General features: G+C 61.0%; 17 protein-coding genes. 8 read left to right on the plus strand and 9 right to left on the minus strand.

Features of this window, described 5'->3' with window-relative positions; translation table 11 throughout:
• Positions 1-17: 17 nt before the first annotated feature.
• From B0E42_RS21700 to B0E42_RS21710, 3 genes are all read right to left on the minus strand, one after another.
• Entirely contained in the window at positions 18-488 is a 471-nt protein-coding gene (locus B0E42_RS21700; protein WP_003198862.1) for an RNA methyltransferase, read from the minus strand.
• A 199-nt stretch (positions 489-687) separates the two neighbouring features.
• Positions 688-1,062 (minus strand): YajD family HNH nuclease, encoded by a 375-nt coding sequence (locus tag B0E42_RS21705; protein ID WP_003184246.1) that lies wholly within the window; start codon positions 1,060-1,062, stop codon positions 688-690.
• Positions 1,063-1,110: 48 nt separating this feature from the next.
• Positions 1,111-1,797 (minus strand): spermidine synthase, encoded by a 687-nt coding sequence (locus B0E42_RS21710; RefSeq protein ID WP_018607541.1) that lies wholly within the window; start codon positions 1,795-1,797, stop codon positions 1,111-1,113.
• Positions 1,798-1,870: 73 nt separating this feature from the next.
• Between B0E42_RS21710 and B0E42_RS21715 the strand changes: the two genes are divergently transcribed.
• Positions 1,871-2,158, plus strand: a complete 288-nt coding sequence (locus B0E42_RS21715; protein ID WP_018607543.1) for a hypothetical protein — start codon at positions 1,871-1,873, stop codon at positions 2,156-2,158.
• A 295-nt stretch (positions 2,159-2,453) separates the two neighbouring features.
• Here B0E42_RS21715 and B0E42_RS21720 read toward each other — a convergent pair whose 3' ends face one another.
• Complete coding sequence (locus tag B0E42_RS21720) at positions 2,454-2,927, minus strand: cyclic nucleotide-binding domain-containing protein (RefSeq protein WP_014337065.1); 474 nt, start codon at positions 2,925-2,927, stop codon at positions 2,454-2,456.
• Positions 2,928-3,178: 251 nt separating this feature from the next.
• Complete coding sequence (locus B0E42_RS21725) at positions 3,179-5,233, minus strand: S9 family peptidase (RefSeq protein WP_077507309.1); 2,055 nt, start codon at positions 5,231-5,233, stop codon at positions 3,179-3,181.
• Between the two features lie 135 nt (positions 5,234-5,368).
• Here B0E42_RS21725 and B0E42_RS21730 point away from each other — a divergent pair, with 135 nt between their 5' ends.
• Genes B0E42_RS21730 through B0E42_RS21740 form a run of 3 tightly spaced genes read left to right on the plus strand, consistent with a single transcriptional unit; the run spans position 5,369 to position 7,230 of the window.
• Positions 5,369-5,866 carry a hypothetical protein gene (locus B0E42_RS21730; protein ID WP_033062662.1) on the plus strand — a complete coding sequence of 166 codons (498 nt, stop codon included), beginning with the start codon at positions 5,369-5,371 and terminating at the stop codon, positions 5,864-5,866.
• A gap of 32 nt (positions 5,867-5,898) precedes the next feature.
• The gene (locus B0E42_RS21735; protein ID WP_053186437.1) at positions 5,899-6,675 is read left to right on the plus strand and encodes a class II glutamine amidotransferase; all 777 of its coding nucleotides are present in this window, start codon (positions 5,899-5,901) and stop codon (positions 6,673-6,675) included.
• 12 nt (positions 6,676-6,687) lie between these two features.
• Positions 6,688-7,230, plus strand: coding sequence for a DUF2937 family protein (locus B0E42_RS21740; RefSeq protein ID WP_018607553.1), 543 nt, complete (start codon positions 6,688-6,690; stop codon positions 7,228-7,230).
• Between the two features lie 214 nt (positions 7,231-7,444).
• Here the strand turns inward: B0E42_RS21740 and B0E42_RS21745 are convergent, their stop codons facing one another.
• Both B0E42_RS21745 and B0E42_RS21750 read right to left on the minus strand, forming a co-directional pair.
• Positions 7,445-8,623: a VWA domain-containing protein gene (locus tag B0E42_RS21745; RefSeq protein WP_077507311.1), complete on the minus strand. Its 1,179-nt coding sequence runs from the start codon at positions 8,621-8,623 to the stop codon at positions 7,445-7,447.
• Positions 8,624-8,657: 34 nt separating this feature from the next.
• On the minus strand, positions 8,658-9,503 hold the full coding sequence (locus tag B0E42_RS21750; RefSeq protein WP_018607555.1) for a MoxR family ATPase: 846 nt from the start codon (positions 9,501-9,503) through the stop codon (positions 8,658-8,660).
• Positions 9,504-9,703: 200 nt separating this feature from the next.
• Between B0E42_RS21750 and B0E42_RS21755 the strand changes: the two genes are divergently transcribed.
• Both B0E42_RS21755 and B0E42_RS21760 read left to right on the plus strand, forming a co-directional pair.
• Positions 9,704-9,934: a DUF4160 domain-containing protein gene (locus B0E42_RS21755; RefSeq protein ID WP_024618563.1), complete on the plus strand. Its 231-nt coding sequence runs from the start codon at positions 9,704-9,706 to the stop codon at positions 9,932-9,934.
• The gene (locus B0E42_RS21760; protein ID WP_077507313.1) at positions 9,922-10,422 is read left to right on the plus strand and encodes a DUF2442 domain-containing protein; all 501 of its coding nucleotides are present in this window, start codon (positions 9,922-9,924) and stop codon (positions 10,420-10,422) included. The genes B0E42_RS21755 and B0E42_RS21760 overlap by 13 nt, the downstream gene beginning before the upstream one ends.
• Here the strand turns inward: B0E42_RS21760 and B0E42_RS21765 are convergent.
• Positions 10,419-11,495: a DUF748 domain-containing protein gene (locus tag B0E42_RS21765; protein ID WP_077507315.1), complete on the minus strand. Its 1,077-nt coding sequence runs from the start codon at positions 11,493-11,495 to the stop codon at positions 10,419-10,421. The two genes, B0E42_RS21760 and B0E42_RS21765, sit on opposite strands and share 4 nt — an antisense overlap.
• Positions 11,496-11,641: 146 nt before the next feature.
• Here B0E42_RS21765 and cysK point away from each other — a divergent pair, with 146 nt between their 5' ends.
• Together cysK and B0E42_RS21775 are read left to right on the plus strand one after the other, a co-directional pair.
• Positions 11,642-12,616, plus strand: a complete 975-nt coding sequence (cysK, locus tag B0E42_RS21770; protein ID WP_018607561.1) for a cysteine synthase A — start codon at positions 11,642-11,644, stop codon at positions 12,614-12,616.
• 640 nt (positions 12,617-13,256) lie between these two features.
• Entirely contained in the window at positions 13,257-14,120 is an 864-nt protein-coding gene (locus B0E42_RS21775) for a DMT family transporter (RefSeq protein WP_018607563.1), read from the plus strand.
• A 249-nt stretch (positions 14,121-14,369) separates the two neighbouring features.
• Here B0E42_RS21775 and B0E42_RS21780 read toward each other — a convergent pair whose 3' ends face one another.
• Positions 14,370-15,278, minus strand: coding sequence for a DMT family transporter (locus tag B0E42_RS21780; protein ID WP_018607565.1), 909 nt, complete (start codon positions 15,276-15,278; stop codon positions 14,370-14,372).
• Positions 15,279-15,333: the final 55 nt, after the last annotated feature.

Below are 15,333 nucleotides of genomic sequence, written 5' to 3' on the forward strand. Positions count from 1 at the left end.
ATCCAATTGCGCACCGATCAGCGGAATTGCGGCCCTGAGCGGGTGTTGTTGCCTTTGGCCATGCGGTCATACAGCACGACGTTGACGGTGGCGGCCAGGTTCATGCAACCGGTGGTGGGGATGTACACCACGTCCTCACACCAGTCGCGAATGTCCTTGTCGAGCGAGCCGTCTTCCGGGCCGAAGATATACAGCGCCCGGTCCGGGTGGGTGTATTCGGGCAGCGGGCGAGCACCTTCCACCAGTTCCACGGCCACCGGCACACAGCCCAGGGGCAGGATTTTCTTCAGGTCGTCGATACCGATCAGCGGGATGTCGTAGTGGACTTTCTTGGTGTCGGTGACGAAGTCGGCGGCACGCTCATAGCGCTTGCCGGTGTAGAACACCGACGCCACGCCGTAGCAGCCGGCGGCACGCATGACCGAACCGACGTTTTCCGGTGACTTGGGGTTGAACAGACCGATGCAGCTATAGCGTTTGTTGGCCACGGGCGGGGTGCCTTTGGGGAAAAGGCGCGATTATACGGGGAATGGGGGAGGGTGGTCAGGTTCGAGATGTGTGGTTCACACAAACCTGTGAGAGCAAAGCTTGCTCGCGAAATAGGCGCCCCGGTTTCTGAAAGACCGCATCGGCTTCATCGCGGGCAAGCCTTGCTCCCACAAAGCAGGGCTCGTCACTATGGCTGGATTACTCGTCTTTCTTCATCAACCCGGCCAGTGCGGCGAAGGGGTTGTGGGTCGCCTTGGCGATTTTCGGGGTGCTCAGGGAGCCGTCGCCGAAATATTGCTGGTCGGTGTAACGCGAGTGTTCGTTGTCGTGGCAGTACAGGCACAGCAGTTCCCAGTTGGAACCGTCCTGCGGGTTGTTGTCGTGGTTGTGGTCGCGGTGGTGAACGGTCAGTTCGCTCAGGCGCTTGCCGGAAAACTCACGGGCGCAGCGGCCACAGACATGGGGGTACATTTTCAGGGCTTTGTCGCGGTAGCCCATCTCCCGGTCGCGCTGGGCATCGGCGAGGATGCGGTCCAGCTTGGCGGTGTTGGACGGTGGCGTTGACGAACTCATGGGTTCACCTTTGTAAAAAAGACTGATGACGGTTGGGCACAGTTTAGCTCAGCCCTTGAGCTTCTCGGCAATCCAGATGGTGTGGCGGGTGCCTTTGTTGCCATGGGCGAACACTTGCACCTCTTCGGCCTTGAAGCCGGCCTTCTTCAGTTTGTCGGAAAACTGCCGGTCAGCGCTGGCCGACCACACCGCCAGCACACCCTTGGGCCGCAGGGCCTTGGCGCAGGCGGCCAGGCCTCCAGCCGAATACAGCCAACTGTTGGCTTTCTGGGTCAGGCCTTCCGGGCCGTTGTCGACATCGAGCATGATCGCGTCGAAACCCTGGGGTTCGGCTTGCAGCACCTTGGCCACGTCTTCCATGCGGATCACCGTGCGTGGGTCCGCCAGCGGTCGCCCGGCCTTTTCACCCAATGGGCCACGGTTCCACTCCACCACGCCGGGCACCAGTTCAGCCACCACCACTTCGGCGGTCTTGCCCAGGTGCTTGAGGGCCGAGGCGAGGGTGAACCCCATGCCAAGGCCGCCGATCAGCACACGCGAGCCAGGACGACCGGCCACCTTGCGGCAGGGAATCTCTGCCAGGGCATCTTCGGAACCGTGCATGCGGGTGTTCATCAACTGCCCGCCGTCACCGCCCTGGATCTTGATGACGAAGTCTTCGCCGTACTCGAACAGGCACAGGGCACCGCCGTTATCAGGGATGGGCGTGGTGTCGAGCAGAACGAAACGTTTCATGGAAATCTCGTAGGAGGGCAGACCGGCGCGGTAACGACTAGCCTTAAAGCAGACAATAGCCACGGAGCCATTGATGAAGTGCATCATTCTAACGGCCATTGCCCTGACGGCGCTCTCAATAAGTTGCGCCCAGGCTCAACAACCGACGATTCCGGTCAACCCGCCGAGCATCCCCGGGTCGCCTGGCACCGCCACTCCCATGCCCTACCCGCCGGTCACGCCCAACGGTGTGCCCAAGGCTGGCACCGGAAGCGGTGGGCCGCCCTTGCTGCCACCGATCGAAATGCCCAAGCCGCCCAAGGACCAGCCGATACCGGGCATGGAACCGAAGCCTGTGAAGGCCAAGTCGCCGGGGGGGTAGATCTGAAGCCGTTCGATGAAACAACTGAATGGTAAAAACCTGTGGGTTCGGGCATTGCGGTGGACTCTGTGGGAGCAAAGCTTGCTCGCGATGACGTCGGCATATGCAACACCGCTATCGCGAGCAAGCTTTGCTCCCACAGGCTTGCTCCCACAGGCTTGCTCCCACAGGCTTGCTCCCACAGGCTTGCTCCCACAGGCTTGCTCCCACAGGCTTGCTCCCACAGGCTTGCTCCCACAGGCTTGCTCCCACAGGCTTGCTCCCACAGGTTCTGTGTTTCAACTGACAGAGGGGGTCAGACCTGCTGCGACAACAACTGCCCATCGGCCATGCGCAAGCGCTTGGACAGGGAGACGGCGAGGGCGCGGATGATCTTGGCGGCGATCTTCGGGGCGTCGTTGAGCATTTTCTCCAGGGAGTCTTTGCCCAGGTTCAGCAACTGGCAATCGCTGGCGGCGATGCAACTGGCCGAGCGCCGTTCGCCGTCGAGCACAGCCATTTCGCCGAATGCCCGGCCGCTGCGCAGCGTGGCGATGGTCACGGGTTGGCCGTCGGGGCCGGTTTTCTGCACGGCCACCTGGCCGGTGTGGATGATGCACATGAAGCTGCCGGCATCGCCCTCGCGGAAAATCGCTTCGCCCTCGGCGATGGCGCTGATGCTGAAATAGCCCGATGCCGCGGCGAAGTCGACGGGTAGCAACTGGTCGAACAGGCCGCAGTCCATCAGCCAGTCGCGGATTTCTTTGTTCAGTAAGGTCGGTTCTGACATGTTGGCACGGTCTTTTTCTTGTGTTTGTTGCAGGTTCAGTTTGGCCCGGGTGTAAGCAGATCTCTGGGACAGGCTTTTATCTTTTGTGGGAGCAAGGCTTGCCCGCGATACAGGCGACTCAGTTCTGTCTGTCAGATCAAGCCGATGCCATCGCGGGTAAGCCTTGCTCCCACAAAGCCTTCCCCACATTGGGCTGGGTTACAGCAAGGCCTTGCGCATGGAGCTAAGACCCGGCCATCCCACAGAGTTCCTCAGACCCTCCCCAAAACCTTCAAGACAAATGCATATTCGAGCGCTACGTCACGCAATCCCTGGTAGCGCCCGCTCATTCCACCGTGGCCGGCGCCCAGTTCGGTCTTGAGCAGCAGAGGGTTGTCGTCGGTCTTGGTGGCTCGCAATTTCGCCACCCACTTGGCCGCTTCCCAGTACTGCACACGGCTGTCGTTGTAACCGGCGATCACCAGCAGCGCCGGGTACGCTTGGGCGCTGACGTTTTCGTATGGGGCGTAGGCCCGGATCCGATCATAAACGTCCGGCTCCTCTGGATTGCCCCATTCGTCGTATTCGGTGACGGTCAGCGGCAGGTCGGGGTCGAGCATGGTGTTGAGCACATCGACAAACGGCACTTCGGCAATCGCGACCTTGAACAGCTCCGGGCGTTGATTGAGCACTGCGCCGATCAGCAGGCCACCGGCGCTGCCGCCGCTGATCGCCAGTTGCTCGGCGGTGGTCAAGCCCTTGGCGATCAAATGCTCGGCGCAGGCGATGAAGTCGCCGAACGTGTTGTGCTTGTGTTCCTGCTTGCCGGCGCGATACCAGGCTTCCCCCAGCTCACCGCCGCCCCGCACATGGGCGATGGCAAACGCCACGCCGCGGTCGAGCAGGCTCAGCCGCGCATGGGAAAACCACGGGTCGAGGCTCTCGCCATAGGCACCGTAGCCGTACAGGTACAGCGGTACCGGCTGGCCGAGGGCTTCGCGCTTGACCACCAGGCTGATGGGCACCTGGGTGCCATCCGCTGCCGTCGCCCAAAGCCGCTGGCTGACGTAGGCATCGGCATCGAACGGGCCCAGTACCGGGGTTTGCTTGAGCACGACCTGTACGCCGCTGGCCAGGTCCAACTGACGGATCTGCGCCGGACGGTTCAGGGCCTCGTAGCGCAGGCGGATGCGATCGCTGACGAATTCCAGGCTGTTCTGCACATGCAGGCTGTAGGCCGCATCCGGCAGTTGCACCCGATAGGCCGGCAAGCCTTGTGGGTGTACCTCGATGATGGGCAGGCCGCCTTCGCGCAGGCTCAAGGTCATGGCCCCGGCGTTCAGGCTCAGGCCGTCGATCATCACCGTGTCGCTGTGGGGGATCAGGTTCTGCCAGTCAGCCTCGGTCGGCGCCACGCCCGTGTCGGCAGCCTGGTACAGGGCGAAGTTGATCCCGTCGCGGTTGCTGCGGATCAACCAGGTCCATTGGCCATCGAGCAGGCCGTGGTCGACGTCGTATTCGTGGTTTTCCAGGCGTGGCGCCAGGCAGGTGAAGGGGTGTTGCGGCTGCGCAGCGTCCAGCACCCAGACTTCGCTGGTGGTCTTGCTACCGAGGGACAGGATCAACTGTTTTTCTGAGCTGGAGCGGTAGCAATGCAGGAAAAAACGCCCGTCTGGCTCATGGAACACTTCTTCGGCGGCCGTGCCATCCAGGCGATAGCGCCAGAGTTTGTGCGGGCGGTGGGTGTCGTCCAATTCGCCAAAAAACAGCGTCAGGCTGTCGTTGGCCCAGGTCATGCTGCCGTCGCAATCGGAGAAGGACAGTTCGCTGACCTTGTCGTTGGACAATTCCTTCACGAACAGGGTGTAGATCTCGTCGCCCGTGGTGTCCAGGCTGTAGGCCAGGCGCTGGTGGTCGGGGCTGATGCTGAAAGCGCCCAGGGAAAAGAAGCCGCCGCCAGCCAGCACGTTCGGGTCCAGCAGCAGTTGTTCACGGCTTTCATCCACGCTCAGGCTGTCATCGGCCGGACGCGGGCAGCGGTAGTGGCGCGGGTATTCGTCACCGGCCGTGGTACGGGTGTAATACAGGTACGGGCCCCAAGGCGAGGGCAGTGACAAGTCGGTTTCGAGAATCCGCCCCTTGATCTCCTGGAACAGGCTTTCGCGCAGCTCGGCCTGGTCGGCAAGTTGCGCCTCCTGGTAGCCGTTTTCCGCCTTGAGGTAGTCGAGCACGGCGTCGGTGTCGCGTTCCTGCAGCCAGGCGTATGGATCAACACCGGCGTCCCTGCGGGCAATCGGGGCGTTGGAAACGTGGGCAGATAGGGACATGAAAGGCTCTCGAACGTTATACGAAAAGGGACACATGGCCTGGACAAAACCCACCACACAGGCCATTCGCCAGACGCCGGGGCAGCCTGACGCGCGAAAAGCCGTTACTATAAGCGTCTCTTTGCCTGCCTTGCCATGGACACCATGACCGAGAACGACTATCTGATCGCCTGGGGCCTCTACGCCTTCGCCGCCCTGGGCTGCCTGCTGGTGTGGATGCGCATGACCCGCTGGATGTGGCGCTGGTTGCGCGAACCGCTGCGCTTGTTGATGGCGGTGTTGCTGTTCAGCCCCACTGTCGTTGACCCGGTGAAGGACAAGGTTGCCCCGGCCTTGGCCATTGTCGCCCTGGACGTCATGTTCAAGGTCGGTAATAACGTCTGGCGGGCGGCTTCCGATCTGCTCATGTACGGCATGATCGTCTTCGGCCTCTACTTGATTTTAGTGCTGATCCGCTTCCCTATCGAGCGTGCCGCCAACGCTCGCAAGGAACGGGCTGCCGCCGCCAAAGCCGCCGCCGCGGCCGATGAGCCGGAGGATGAGCCACCGTTCGGCGTAGCCGGTGATGACCGTTACGGTCGCCCGCCCGTGCCGAGCAACCCCCAGCGTTCGCGTATCGAACCGCGCCTGTAACCGGGCCTGCCCCTTGAAGCGAGAGTTCGAGCATGTGTGAGTTATTGGGCATGAGCGCCAATGTGCCGACCGACATCGTGTTCAGCTTTACCGGGCTGATGCAGCGCGGCGGCAAGACCGGGCCGCACCGGGACGGGTGGGGCATCGCCTTCTATGAAGGCCGTGGCCTGCGTCTGTTCCAGGACCCGGCCGCCAGCAGCGAATCGGAAGTGGCGAACCTGGTGCAGCGCTATCCGATCAAGAGCGAAGTGGTGATCGGGCATATTCGCCAGGCCAACGTCGGCAAAGTCTGCCTGTCCAACACCCACCCGTTTGTGCGTGAGTTGTGGGGCCGCAACTGGTGTTTTGCCCACAACGGCCAGCTCGCCGATTTCCAGCCGGGCGTGAGCTTCTACCGTCCGGTGGGCGATACCGACAGCGAAGCGGCCTTCTGCGATCTGCTCAACCGCGTGCGCCAGGCCTTCCCGGAACCGGTGGCGGTGGAACAATTGCTACCGGCGTTGATCGAGGCCTGCGCTGAATACCGCAGCAAAGGCGTGTTCAACTGCCTGCTCAGCGATGGCGATTGGCTGTTCTGCTATTGCTCGACCAAACTGGCCCAGATCACCCGCCGCGCGCCGTTCGGCCCGGCTCGCCTCAAGGATGTGGATGTGATTGTCGATTTCCAGGCTGAAACCACGCCCAACGACGTGGTCACGGTGATCGCCACCGAACCCTTGACCGAAAACGAAACCTGGACCCGCTACGAACCGGGCCAATGGAGCCTGTGGCGACGCGGCGAATGCGTCAGCCACGGCCGGACCGAATAAGGACGTCACGCTATGTTGCTCAGTTATCTACGGTTGGTGTTGTTCGCGGTGGGCCTGTTGGTTGGGGTCCAGGTGCCGGGCTTCATCAATGATTACGCCAAGCGGGTCGAGGCTCACCTGATCGAGGCGCAGACCGGCCTGCAAGGTTTCCAGGGCACTGCCAACCAGTTCTTCAAGGGCGACATGCAAGCCCTGGTGGCCCATTACCGCGCCAGCGAAGACCCGATCTTTCGCAGCGATGCCGACAGCCTGAACACCTTGCTTGTGCGCCAGCAGGCCTTGGACAAGCAATTCCAGGCGATGCAAGGCCCGTGGTACATCCGCTTGCTGCAAGTGGCGCTGGCCGCCGATCCGGACATTCGCAAGGAAACCTGGAACGGCTACAGCTACCAGATCCTGCTGACCCCCGAGGCCATGGTCTGGGGCATCAGCGGTGCGATGTTGCTGTCGTTCGGCCTGGAATGCCTGTTCCGCCTGATCGACTGGGTGGTGCTGGGCGGCAAGCGCCTGCGCCAGGGCCGGCCGATTGAAGAGCGCGACCTGCGCGGGCTGTAGCCTGTTGTGGCGAGGGGATTTTGCGAAGTCCCGCTGGGCACTGTAGGAGCTGCCGAGTGCAACGAGGCTGCGATCTTTCCATTGGCAATTGAGTCTTGAGCGAAAGATCAAGATCAAAAGATCGCAGGCTTCGCCAGCTCCTACAGGGATCTCTTGTGTGACGAAGATCCAGTGTGGGGACGAGCCTGCTCTGCCCTGAAGGGCAGCAAGCATCTTACTTGGAAAGAAACCGCATCCCTTCCTCCAACCCCCGCAAGGTCAGTGGATACATCCGATCTTCCACCAACTCGCGCACGATGTTGGTCGAGGCGGTATAGCCCCAGGTGTCCTTGGGGTACGGATTGATCCAGATGAGCTTCTTGTATTTCTCCATGAAGCGTTGCATCCACACATAACCGGCTTCTTCGTTCCAGTGTTCAACGCTGCCGCCGGCCTGGGTGATTTCATAGGGTGCCATGGCGGCGTCACCGATGAAGATCACTTTGTAGTCGGCGCCGTATTTGTGCAGCAAATCCTGGGTCGAGGTGCGTTCCGAGGTGCGGCGCAGGTTGTTCTTCCACACCGATTCGTAGACGAAGTTGTGGAAGTAGAAATACTCCAGGTGCTTGAACTCGGTCTTGCAGGCCGAGAACAGTTCTTCGCAGATTTTCACGTGGGCATCCATCGAGCCACCGATGTCGAACAGCAGCAACAACTTGACGGTGTTGCGTCGTTCCGGGCGCATCTGGATGTTCAAAAGGCCGGCGTCGCGGGCGGTGTGGTCGATGGTGCCGTCGATGTCCAGCTCTTCGGCCGCACCCTGGCGAGCGAACTTGCGCAGGCGGCGCAGGGCGATCTTGATGTTGCGGGTGCCCAATTCCACCTGGTCGTCGAGGTTCTTGTACTCGCGCTGGTCCCAGACCTTCACGGCCTTGCCCTGGCGCTTGCCGGCGTCGCCGACCCGGATGCCTTCGGGGTTGAAGCCGCCGGAGCCGAACGGGCTGGTCCCGCCGGTGCCGATCCACTTGTTGCCGCCGGCATGGCGTTCCTTCTGTTCTTCCAGGCGTTTCTTGAATTCTTCGATCAGCTTGTCCAGGCCTCCCAGGGACTGGATCTGCGCCCGCTCTTCGTCTGTCAGCGAACGCTCGAACTCCTTGCGCAACCAGTCTTCGGGAATCAGCGCCTGGAGGTGATCGTCGAGTTTCTCCAGGCCGTTGAAGTAGGCGGCGAACGCCCGGTCGAACTTGTCGAAATGCCGTTCGTCCTTCACCAGGATCGCCCGGGACAGGTAATAGAACTCGTCCATTTCGGCGAAGATCACCCGCTGTTTCAGCGCGTTGATCAGGTCCAGCAGTTCACGCACCGACACGGGCACCTTGGCGGCGCGCATCTCATTGAACAGGTTAAGCAGCATGGCAATCGCCCTCGCTCTTGTTAGACGAAGAGGATCAGCGAGTGCCGCGACGGCTCATGAACGCCAGGCGCTCGAGCAATTGCACGTCCTGTTCGTTCTTGACCAGGGCGCCGGCCAGCGGCGGGATGGCCTTGGTCGGATCACGCTCGCGCAGCACCGCTTCGCCGATGTTGTCGGCCATCAGCAGCTTGAGCCAGTCCACCAGTTCGGAAGTGGAAGGTTTTTTCTTCAGGCCCGGCACCTTGCGCACGTCGAAGAACACGTCCAGCGCTTCACTGACCAGGTCCTTCTTGATGTCCGGGTAATGCACATCGACGATTTTCTGCAGGGTGACGCGGTCGGGGAAAGCGATGTAGTGGAAGAAGCAGCGGCGCAGGAACGCGTCCGGCAGTTCCTTTTCGTTGTTGGAGGTAATGATGATGATCGGCCGTTGCTTGGCCTTGATGGTTTCGTCGGTCTCGTAGACGTAGAACTCCATCTTGTCGAGTTCCTGCAGCAGGTCGTTGGGGAACTCGATGTCGGCCTTGTCGATTTCGTCGATCAGCAGAATGACTCGCTCCTCGGAGTCGAACGCTTCCCAGAGCTTGCCCTTCTTCAGGTAATTGCGCACGTCGTGGACCTTGTCCACGCCCAACTGCGAGTCCCGCAGGCGGCTGACCGCGTCGTACTCGTAGAGGCCCTGGTGGGCCTTGGTGGTGGACTTGATGTGCCAGGTGATCAGGCGCGCGCCGAAGGATTCAGCCAGTTGTTCGGCCAGCATGGTCTTGCCGGTGCCCGGTTCGCCCTTGACCAGCAATGGTCGCTCCAGGGTGATGGCGGCGTTCACGGCCAGTTTCAGGTCATCGGTGGCCACGTAGGCGCTGGTGCCTTCGAACTTCATTCTGCAATTCCTCGAACGGTGTCGCCGGCCTGGCGAGGCGGGGCGCGGGAAATAAATATCGTGCCCGACTATAACGCGGCGCCCCGCCGACTGTGAACGCAGACGCTGTATTCAGTCTCTGAATGGGGCGTCACATGTTGACTCAGTCTTGGCGCCTTGCCAGTATTGCGTATCGCCAAATTGGCGATACGCTCGGTGGTATGTCTACTAAATATCGATTCAAAAATACGTACCGCATTCAATTGCGCGAAAGGGATCATCCACCGCCCCATGTCCACCTCACCGGTGGCGGGGTGGATGTGGTCCTGAGGCTGGACCCCGTCGAAGTGATGATGGGCCGGGCGCCGCCATTGATCATCAAGGAAGCGCTGGACTGGGTCAGCGCCCATCAAGCGCAACTGCTGGAGGATTGGCAACGATGCTACCCATGAAACGGCCACGGCTATTGGCCGTGCAGCCTTTATTGCCGTTCAGTCTGGACCTGACGTTCATTGACGGTCAGCAACTGAGGCTGGACTTGAACGCCGATGTACAACGTTATCCAGGCTTGCAGCCTTTGCTTGAAGATGGAGCGTTTGAGGGCGCAGTCCTGGGCGACGATGGCTGGAGCGTGGAATGGCCTGCGCTGGATATCCAGATCGGTTCCGATACCTTGTATCTGGACGCACTGGCGCAGAACGCCGTGGACGAAAATACCCGCATCTTCATCGGTTGGCGCGCCCGCACGGGCCTGCCGCTGAACCAGGCGGCTGAAGCACTGGGGGTCAGCGCTCGCAGCATCAGCCGCTACAGCAGCGGTCGCGAGGCTGTGCCGCGTTCGCTGGCCTTGGCATGCCTGGGCTGGGACTCGTTGCAACGTAGCGGGGCAAGCGTGGCGGCGGAGCCGACCGGCCGTTACACCGTCACGCGCAAACCTTAGTCGGTCGACGGCGGCGGTTGTTCATAACGGGCATTGAAGGCCTCGACGAAACCGTTGCGCAGGATCTGCAGGAAGGCTTCGAAGGCGCTGATGTCCTGCTGGTGAACATTGCCGCTGAGTTCCACGCGGGTGGCGAACTGGTTCTTGCGCTGGTTCTTGAGGGCCGTTTCACCCGTGCCCACCAAGGCTTCCCAGACCGAGCGGAAGATGTTCTTGTTCTGGTTCTCCACGTCCTGCTGCCAGTCGAACACATCGACATCGCGCAGCAATGGCTTGATGTAGCCGCTGAGCCTGGCGTTGTTGGCTTCGGCCTCGATCACCAGGTCGCCGTGGCCGGCATTGAAATCGAATTTGCCATAGGCCGCGGCGAAATCGTTCAGGCGCTTGAGTTCGATGTTCCTGGCCCGCAGACGGAAATCGAAATCTTCGAAATTGCTCAAGGGGTCGAAGGTGGCCTGCATCTCAAGGGGCGCGTGTTCGGCCACCAGGGCCTTGCCTTCGAAACGGGCGTCGCGCTTGCCTTTGGTGTCGACCACGTTGGTCAGGTTGTAGAAGCTGGCGTTGACGTCGGTGGCCCGCAGGTTGACCGGTGGCTTGGAGTTGAAATTGCGAAAGGTGACCTTGCCGTCCCTGATTCGCACTTCGTTGAAGGTGATGGGCAGCAGTTTGCTCAACTGCTCGCGCCAGTTGGTGCCCCGGCCGGTCTGGGAGTTCTGGCGGTTGGCGCCGCCGTCGACGAAGTTCACTTCCGGGCGGGCGAATTCCACCTCGGCCACCACCGCTTGGTCATACCACAGCGAGTGCCAGCTCACAGACAGGTCCACCAGCGGTGCCTTGACGAACGGCACCGGGACCTTGCCGTCGACCTTGACGATTTCCAGGCCGTTGATCCGGTAGGCCCCGCGCCACAACGCCAGGTCCACGTCGGTGATCTGGCCGCGATAGTCGCCCATGTCGGCCAGTTTCTCGTTCAGGTAGTCGCGTACCAGGTAAGGCAAGGTGAAATGCAGGGTCACCAGCACCGCGACGATGGCGGCGAAAACCCACAGTGGCCAGCGGTATCGACGCTTCATGTCAGTCAGTCTCCAGCGTTTGTTGAGGAGCGCCTCCTAATGCCATTGACTGTTGCAACAACGGGAACGTTCGGTGCAACTGGACGACCATGGGCAACAGGCATACCTTTAAAGGCTTAAATTCCCGCCGCATCAAGGACCCAGCCATGAGCCGTATATTCGCTGACAACGCCCATTCCATCGGTAATACGCCACTGGTACAGATCAACCGCATTGCCCCGCGCGGCGTGACCATCCTGGCCAAGATCGAGGGGCGCAACCCAGGGTATTCGGTCAAGTGCCGGATCGGCGCGAACATGATCTGGGACGCCGAAAGCTCGGGCAAACTCAAGCCGGGCATGACGATTGTCGAACCGACGTCGGGCAACACCGGGATCGGCCTGGCGTTCGTCGCCGCCGCCCGTGGCTACAAGCTGATGCTGACTATGCCTGCCTCCATGAGCATCGAGCGGCGCAAGGTGCTCAAGGCCCTGGGCGCGGAGCTGGTGCTCACCGAGCCGGCAAAGGGGATGAAGGGGGCCATCGAGAAAGCCACCGAGATCCTGGCCAGCGATCCTGCCAAATACTTCATGCCGCAGCAGTTCGATAACCCGGCGAACCCGGCGATCCACGAAAAAACCACCGGCCCGGAAATCTGGAACGACACCGACGGCGCGGTGGATGTGCTGGTAGCGGGTGTGGGCACCGGCGGAACCATCACTGGGGTATCGCGGTATATCAAGAACACCTGTGGCAAACCGATCCTGTCGGTGGCGGTCGAGCCTGAGGTTTCGCCGGTGATTACCCAGGCGATGGCGGGCCAGGAGATCAAGCCCAGCCCCCACAAGATCCAGGGGATCGGCGCAGGATTCGTGCCGAAGAACCTCGATCTGTCGATCGTTGACCTGGTCGAGCGGGTCACTGACGACGAGTCCAAGGCCATGGCCCTGCGCTTGATGCAGGAGGAGGGCATTCTCTGCGGGATCTCTTGTGGCGCGGCGATGGCCGTGGCCGTGCGCCTGGCAGAGAAACCGGAAATGCAGGGCAAGACCATCGTCGTGATCCTGCCGGATTCGGGCGAGCGCTACCTGTCGAGCATGTTGTTCAGTGATCTGTTTACCGAGCAGGAGATTCAGCAGTAACCGTGAATTCACTGCGGTGGTGAGGGATCCCTGCTGTGGGAGCAAAGCTTGCTCGCGATAGAGGCGCCTCGGTTTCCTGGCAGACCGCATCATCTTCATCGCGGGCAAGCCTTGCTCCCACAGAAGGCCTGCCTGCAAAGGTTCATATAGCGGTGTTTTGACAGGCGTCAGCCAAGGTTCAGGTAGCGCCTGTTAGAAAGTGTTTATTGCGTTTTACTCAACAGAGAATGTTGCGTCAGACGGTTGCGGCCGGTGTTGGCTGTGGCGGTGCTGACGGCGCTTGGCCATTGGTTGTTCGTTTAAACATTGCGCAGTCCATCGAGCGCTGGTTATAGTCTGCGCTCTTCGGGTTTTCGAACCCCCCTTCAAGAGATCGGCTCATGCCTGCATCCCCTGTCATCGCGGTCGTGGTTCCAGCGTTCAACGCTGGCGTCGTGCCGTGTGGGAACCAGCAGCCTGCGCAGATCGGTCAATACCCCCCACCTGTCAGTAGCTCATCGGTGTACGCCTTCGTATCACCGCCGGGTGTTGGCATTCAGGGCTGATCGGCAACGGTTGCCGTCCCCTGTGCCCGCCTGAAAAAACTACTGGACTTCAGCTTCGGCTGAGTTGGCTTTTTGCCTGACTACAGGTGGTATCCATGTTTTCCCTTTCCAAAAACGCCTTGTTGGCGGCGGCTTCCACGAGCCTGTTCGTTTTACTGTGGAGCAGTGGGGCGATCTTTTCCAAGCTGGGCCTGGCCCACGCTTCACCCTTCGCCTTTTTGCTGATCCGTTTTGCCATCGCGCTGTCGGCGCTGGTGCTGTTGATTCCGTTGCTCAAGTTCAAGCTGCCCAAGACTGGCAAGCCGATGTTGTACGCGGCGACCACCGGGATGGTGCTGCTGGGCGCCTACCAGATCTTTTATCTGCTGGCGCTGCAAATGAGTGTCACGCCGGGGGTCATGGCAACGCTGATGGGTGTGCAACCGATCCTGACCGTGGTGCTCATGGAACGTCAGCGCTCCTGGTCGCGGATGTTCGGCCTGGCGCTGGGTTTGGTCGGGCTGGTGATGGTGGTGTACCAGGGCATCGGCCTGGCCGGTATGTCCCTGGCCGGGATGCTCTGCGGGTTGCTGGCACTGGTGAGCATGACGGCCGGTTCGATCATGCAGAAGCGCATCACCGACAACCCACTGGGCACGCTGCCGGTGCAGTACCTGGCCGGGCTGGTGCTGTGCGCGGTGTTCGTGCCGTTCCAGCCGTTTCATTTCGAGTACAGCACGGGGTTCTTCGTGCCTGTGTTGTGGATGGGGCTGGTGGTGTCGGTGCTGGCGACGTTGTTGCTGTACCGACTGATCGCCCGCGGCAACCTGGTGAATGTCACCAGCCTGTTCTACCTGGTGCCGGCGGTGACGGCGATCATGGACTACCTGGTGTTTGGCAACCGGCTGGCGTTGTTGAGCTTGCTGGGGATGGTGCTGATCATCGTGGGGTTGGTGTTTGTGTTTCGTAAAAGCCGCTGAGTTTTGGCTGCTCGCTGACTGAACAACCGCCATCGCGGGCAAGCCTTGCTCCCACAGGTCATGTACAAGTCTTGCTCCCACAGGTGATGTACAAGCCTTGTTCCTACAGGTCATGTACAAGTCTTGCTCCCACAGGTGATGTACAAGCCTTGTTCCCACAGGTCATGTACAAGTCTTGCTCCCACAGGTGATGTAGTCCTTGTGGGAGCAAGGCTTGCCCGCGATGGCATCTTGCGCTACACCGATGAACTACCGGGCAGACGCTTCAGCCGGTTTCACAACCGCAGGCTTGAGCACCAACCACAACGCCGCCGCAATCAACACCCCGCCATACAAATGCGCCATCCCCAACGGCTCATCCAGCAGCAACGCCCCCCACAGCACGCCGAACGGCGGGATCAGGAAGGTCACCGTCATCGATTTGACCGGGCCGATGGAACTGAGCAGGCGGAAATAAAGGATGTACGCCAACGCGGTACACACCAGGCCCAGCCCCAGCAATGACAACCAGACGCTCCAGCCACCCCAGCTGGCCGGTGGTTGGCTGATGACGCTGTAGCCAAACAGCGGCAGCAAGAACACCGTGGCGCCGAACATGCTGCCCAGGGCCGAGAGACGGCTGTCCAGGCCCCCTTGCTGATCGAGCCAGCGACGGGTGAGGAAACCGGCGAAGCCGTAGCAGGTGGTGGCCAGCAGGCAGGCGAGGGCGCCCATCAACAATTGCAGGTCGAACGCCACCGGGCCGGCGCGGGTCAGGATGCCGACACCGAGCAGCCCAAGGAAGACACCGCCGACCTTGGCCAGAGTAAGTTTTTCGCTGAAGAACAAGCCGCCGATCAACACCCCCATCAACGGCGTGGTGGCGTTGAAGATCGCCGAGTAACCGGCCGGCAGCACCTGGGCCGCCAACGAATAGAATGTGGCCGGAATGCCCGAGTTGATCAGGCCCAGCCCCATCACGACTTTGAGCTTGCCGCGAAAATTCCAGTCGACGCGCATCAGGGCCAGGATCACCAGCAGCCCGACGAAGGCGATGGACACGCGAAAAAAGGCCGTGGGGATTGTGCCAATGACGGGGGCGATAATGCGCATGAACAGGAAACTGGCGCCCCAGATGGCGGCCAGTGACAGTAAACGCAGGATATCGACGAGGTTCACGAGTCATTCCTTCCTTGATTGGGCGGCAAGTGTCGCCGCCCTGAATAGCGATGGC

Origin of the sequence: Pseudomonas sp. A25(2017), assembly GCF_002001065.1 — a bacterium.
GTDB lineage: Bacteria > Pseudomonadota > Gammaproteobacteria > Pseudomonadales > Pseudomonadaceae > Aquipseudomonas > Aquipseudomonas kilonensis.